Annotated in this window: 1 rRNA gene; it reads right to left on the reverse strand. The window is 52.6% G+C overall.

Going from position 1 to position 2,242, the window contains the following annotated elements:
* Positions 1–40: 40 nt before the first annotated feature.
* Positions 41–2,242: ribosomal RNA gene (locus ACEVJL_RS16730) — 23S ribosomal RNA — on the reverse strand; the annotation flags it as partial.

Raw genomic sequence — 2,242 nt, forward strand, 5'->3', positions numbered from 1 at the left:
TTCCATCGCTTACAAGCGCCTGCATCCTTCTTTGACCTTTTAGGTCAAGCCCTCGGCTTATTAGTATCGGTCAGCTACATGCCTCGCAGCACTTCCACCTCCGACCTATCAACGACATAGTCTACGTCGAGCCTTACTCCTTTCGGATGAGAGATCTTATCTTAGGGGGAGTTTCACGCTTAGATGCTTTCAGCGTTTATCTCGTCCAGACGTAGCTACCCAGCTGTGCCGTTGGCACGACAACTGGTGCACCAGAGGTCTGTCCATCCCGGTCCTCTCGTACTAAGGACAGCTCCCTTCAAATCTCTTACGCCCGCAACAGATAGGGACCGAACTGTCTCACGACGTTCTGAACCCAGCTCGCGTGCCACTTTAATCGGCGAACAGCCGAACCCTTGGGACCGAATTCAGCCCCAGGATGTGACGAGCCGACATCGAGGTGCCAAACCTCCCCGTCGCTGTGGACGCTTGGGGGAGATCAGCCTGTTATCCCCAGGGTAGCTTTTATCCGTTGAGCGACGGCATTTCCACTCACATACCGCCGGATCACTAACTCCAACTTTCGTTACTGCCCGACCCGTCGGTCTCGCAGTTAGGCTCGTTTATGCGTTTACACTCACTGCACGATTTCCGTCCGTGCTGAACGAACCTTTGAGCGCCTCCGTTACCTTTTAGGAGGCGACCGCCCCAGTCAAACTGCCCACCTAACAGTGTCCCCCGACCGGATTCACGGCCGCAGGTTAGAAAACCAGCAAATGAAGGGTGGTATCCCAAGGGTGACTCCACCAAAGCTGACGCCCTGGCTTCCAAGTCTCCCACCTATCCTGTACATCATTTACCAATCCTCAGTATTAAGCTACAGTAAAGCTCCATGGGGTCTTTCCGTCTAGTTGCGGGTAACCGGCATCTTCACCGGTACTACAATTTCGCCGGGTGGGCTGTTGAGACAGCGCCCAAATCGTTACGCCATTCGTGCGGGTCAGAACTTACCTGACAAGGAATTTCGCTACCTTAGGACCGTTATAGTTACGGCCGCCGTTTACTGGGGCTTCAATTCAGACCTTCGCTTGCGCTAAGCCCTCCTCTTAACCTTCCAGCACCGGGCAGGCGTCAGCCCATATACGTCATCTTTCGATTTAGCATAGACCTGTGTTTTTGGTAAACAGTCGCTTGGGCCTATTCTCTGCGGCTCCTTTCGGAGCTCCCCTTATCCCGAAGTTACGGGGTAATTTTGCCGAGTTCCTTAACAACCCTTCTCCCGTTGGCCTTAGGATTCTCTCCTCATCTACCTGTGTCGGTTTGCGGTACGGGCACCTTAGCATACACTAGAACTTTTCTCGCCTCGTCATTCTCCAGCTTCCCTACTTAATTTCGGTCCCTTACGCCCGGGTCAACCAACGCCCGGGTCTGGATAGCTCCAAGTGTCCTTCTAGCTTAAGTTTCGGTGGCTACGGAATTTCAACCGTATGTGCATCGACTACGCCTCGCGGCCTCGCCTTAGCTCCCGGCTTACCTTGGGCGGACGAACCTTCCCCAAGAAACCTTAGATTTTCGGCCATTATGATTCCCACATAATTCTCGCTACTCATTCCGGCATTCTCACTCGAATGAAGTCCACCGCTGCTTCCGCTACGACTTCACCCCTCATTCGACGCTCCCCTACCATGCATTGCTGCATCCCAAGCTTCGGTGTTACGCTTAGCCCCGTTACATTTTCCGCGCAGAATCACTCGACCAGTGAGCTATTACGCACTCTTTTAATGAGTGGCTGCTTCTAAGCCAACATCCTGGTTGTTTTCGCAATTCCACATCGTTTTCCACTTAGCGTATCTTTGGGACCTTAGCTGTGGGTCTGGGCTGTTTCCCTTTTGACCACGAGACTTATCTCACGTAGTCTGACTGCTAGTCATCAATTATCCGGCATTCAGAGTTTGATAGGGTTCAGTAACTTTATCAGCCCCTAGCCCATTCAGTGCTTTACCTCCGGTAATCTAAACTAACGCTAGCCCTAAAGCTATTTCGGGGAGAACCAGCTATCTCCAAGTTCGATTAGAATTTCTCCGCTATCCACAGGTCATCCGCCACCATTGCAACGGGGGTCGGTTCGGTCCTCCATGGGGTTTTACCCCCACTTCAACCTGCCCATGGATAGGTCACCTGGTTTCGGGTCTATTGCACGCAACTCAGTCGCCCTATTCAGACTCGCTCTCGCTTCGCCTTCGGTACTGAATACCTTAAGCTC

This window comes from Flintibacter porci (genome assembly GCF_041925195.1).
Classification (GTDB): domain Bacteria; phylum Bacillota; class Clostridia; order Oscillospirales; family Oscillospiraceae; genus Lawsonibacter; species Lawsonibacter porci.